The organism is Micromonospora sp. NPDC049580, assembly GCF_040675595.1.
GTDB lineage: Bacteria > Actinomycetota > Actinomycetes > Mycobacteriales > Micromonosporaceae > Micromonospora.
In genome coordinates this window covers 1-3,272 of record NZ_JBFAPG010000604.1, presented here as the reverse complement: position 1 = coordinate 3,272, position 3,272 = coordinate 1, and the positions used below count along the sequence as shown (strand labels likewise).

Sequence of the window (3,272 nt, the reverse complement as noted above, 5' to 3'; positions counted from 1 at the left end):
GTTCCGCCGGCTACGACCACAAGAAGATGGGCATCACTGCCCGGGGGGCGTGGGAGTCGGTCAAGCGGCACTTCCGCGAGCTGGGCCTGGACACCCAGACCCAGGACTTCACAGTCGTCGGCGTCGGCGACATGTCCGGGGACGTCTTCGGCAACGGGATGCTGCTCTCCGAGCACATCCGGCTGGTGGCCGCGTTCGACCACCGGCACATCTTCCTCGACCCCGATCCGGACGCGGCCACCTCGTACGCCGAGCGTCGTCGACTGTTCGACCTGCCCCGCTCGTCGTGGGAGGACTACAACCCCGAGCTGATCTCGGCCGGGGGCGGCATCGTCCCGCGTACCGCGAAGTCGATTCCGATCACGCCGCAGGTCCGGGCGGCGATCGGCCTCGACGACGACGTCACCCAGCTCTCGCCGCAGGAGCTGATGAAGGCGATCGTCACCGCTCCGGTGGACCTGTTCTGGAACGGCGGCATCGGCACGTACGTCAAGGCGTCCACCCAGACCAACGCCGAGGTGGGCGACAAGTCCAACGACGCGATCCGGGTGGACGGGCGCAGCCTGCGCTGCCGGGTGGCGGGCGAGGGCGGCAACCTGGGCTGGACCCAGCTCGGCCGGATCGAGTACGCGTTGACCGGCGGCCGGATCTACACCGACTTCATCGACAACGCGGCCGGCGTGGACACCTCCGACCACGAGGTGAACATCAAGATCCTGCTGAACACCGCGGTGGCCGACGGTGAGCTGACCACCGCCGAGCGGGACGAGCTGCTGGCCGGGATGACCGACGAGGTCGCGGAGCTGGTGCTGCGGGACAACTACGACCAGGCTCGGGCGATCAACAACGCCCAGGCCCAGGCCGCCTCGCTGCTCCCGGTGCACCGCCGGATGATCAACGAGCTGGAGCGGTCGGGCGGGTTGGACCGGGCGCTGGAGGCGTTGCCTCCGGACGAGGAGCTGGCGGTCCGCAGCGAGTCCGGACTGACCGCGCCGGAGTTCGCGGTGCTGCTCGCGTACGTGAAGATCGTCCTGGAACGGGAGATCCTCACCGAGGGGTTGGCCGACGAGGAGTGGACGACCGAGGTCCTGGTCAACTACTTCCCGACGCCGATGCGCGAGCGGTTCGCCGACCGGATGGGCCGGCACCGGCTGCGTCGGGACATCGTCACCACAGTGCTGGTCAACGAGGCGATCAACCGGGGCGGCATCTCGTTCGTCTTCCGGGTCGTCGAGGAGACCGCGGCCAGCGCGGCGGACGTGATCCGGGCGTACGTGGTGGTCAGCGAGGTGTTCGGCCTGCGGAACCTGTGGGACGCGGTGGAGGCGCTGGACAACAAGGTCGCGCCCGAGTTGCAGACCAGTGTCTACCTGGACACCCGCCGGCTGCTCGACCGGGCGGTGCGCTGGCTGGTCACCAACCGGCGCTCGCCGATCGACGTGCCGACCGAGATCTCCCGGCTGCGCGACGGGGTGGCCCGGCTCCTGCCGGGGCTGGAGGAGCTGTTCTACGGCGGCGAGCGGCAGGCCATCGAGGCGCACATCGACTCGATGACCGACCGTGGGCTGCCCCGCGAGCTGGCGGAGCAGGCGACCCGGCTGATGTACAGCTTCGGCCTGCTGGACGTCGTGGAGACCGCGACCCGCAGCGGACGGGACGTCAGCGAGGTGGCCTCGGTCTACTTCGTGCTCTCCGACCTGTTCCGGGTGGACTCGCTGCTGTCGAAGATCTCCCTGCTGCCGCGCGAGGACCGCTGGCAGACCCTCGCGCGGATGGCGCTGCGCTACGACCTGTACGCCGCGCTGGCCGCGCTCACGGCGGAGGTGCTCGACTCCACCCCGGAGGATCAGCCGCCGCACGAGCGGGTGCAGCAGTGGGAGCAGTCGAACGCCACGTCGATCCACCGGGCCCGCCGGGCGATGGGGGAGTTCGACGAGTCGCGGGCGGATCTCGCAGCCCTGTCCGTGCTGCTGCGCCAGATCCGCACCCTGGTGCGGACCTCCGCCGCGGCCTGATTCGGTACGCCGGACGCGGTCCGGCCGATCGGGTAACCCCGACCGGCCGGGCCGCGTCCGTGTTCGTCCGCCTCACGCCGCCAGGGTGGCGAAGACGACCACGTTGTCCTGGTAGCTCTTGGCCGCCTCGTCGAACTGGCCGCCGCAGGTGACCACCCGCAGGCCGGGCCGGTCGTTCGGCCCGTACACCAGCTCGGTGGGGAAGGACGTCTTCGGGTACGCCTTCACCGAGTCGACCCGGAACGTCGCCGGCTGGCCGTCCGCCCGCTGCACCGTGATCGTGTCGCCGGGCACGAGAGAGCCGAGGTCGAAGAACACGGCCGGGCCGAGCTTCGCCGAGTCCACGTGCCCGACGATGACCGCGTTGCCGGTCTCACCGGGGCTCGGGCCCGGTTCGTACCAGCCAGCCTGGTCGGCCTGCTCCAACGGGGGGACCTGCACGGTGCCGTCCGGGTTGGTGCCGAGCGACATGATCGTCGCGTTGACGCCGATGCGGGGGATCTCGATGGTGCTCGGGGCAGCCCGGTTCAGCCCGGCGGGAACGTCGCCCTGCGCGGCGTGCTCCCCATCGTCCGGCGCCGTGGCGTCGTTCCCGGTGACCGTCGGCCCGGGGACCTCGGGGCCGGCCTGGGCGAGCGGCTGCGGAGGGCGGGGAGCGGGCCCGGTCTGCAACGAGGCGCCGATCATGCCGGCGCCGATCATGGCCAGGGTGACGACGACGGCCGCGCCGGCGGCGCGCCACGGTCTCCCGTGACGGCCGCCGGCCCGTGTCGCCGTCACGTCAGACGAGGGAACCATCGGTCCGCCGACGACGCATCAGAACGATCCCGCCCAGCGCGGCAGCGCCGAGCAGGCTCGCGCCACCGGTGGCCAGACCACGGTCGGTGCCGGTGCTGACGCCGCCGTCACCGCCGTCGACCCCACCGTGGGGCAGCACGACCAGTTCGCCCTCGCCGCACGAGCCCTTGAGCTCGTAGCGACCCGGCCGGGCGTCCTTGTCGACCTTGGCCTCGCCGTAGTACACGAACTCGCGCTCGTGCTCCCAGCCGTCCTCGCCCTTGCCGTGGTCGCGGCCCTTGTCGGAGCCGTACTCGTCGTCGGAGCCGTACTCGTGGCCCTTGGACTCCCAGCCCTTGTCCGAGCCGTACTCCTCGTCGGAGCCGTACTCGCGGCCCTTGTCCGAGCCGTACTCGTCGTCGGAGCCGTACTCGTGGCCCTTGGACTCCCAGCCCTTGTCGGAGCCGTACTCGTCGTCGG

Annotated in this window: 2 protein-coding genes and 1 pseudogene; 1 reads left to right on the top strand and 2 read right to left on the bottom strand. The window is 71.1% G+C overall.

Going from position 1 to position 3,272, the window contains the following annotated elements:
* A partial coding sequence (locus tag AB0J68_RS29810; RefSeq protein ID WP_363941918.1) for an NAD-glutamate dehydrogenase domain-containing protein occupies positions 1-2,015 on the top strand: 2,015 nt, incomplete at its 5' end.
* A gap of 72 nt (positions 2,016-2,087) precedes the next feature.
* On the opposite strand, the gene AB0J68_RS29805 is transcribed toward AB0J68_RS29810, so the two are convergent.
* A complete protein-coding gene (locus AB0J68_RS29805; RefSeq protein ID WP_363941916.1) occupies positions 2,088-2,795 on the bottom strand; it encodes a class F sortase in 708 nt (235 codons plus the stop codon).
* A gap of 1 nt (position 2,796) precedes the next feature.
* Positions 2,797-3,272 (bottom strand): annotated as a pseudogene (locus AB0J68_RS29800) (hypothetical protein); the annotation flags it as partial.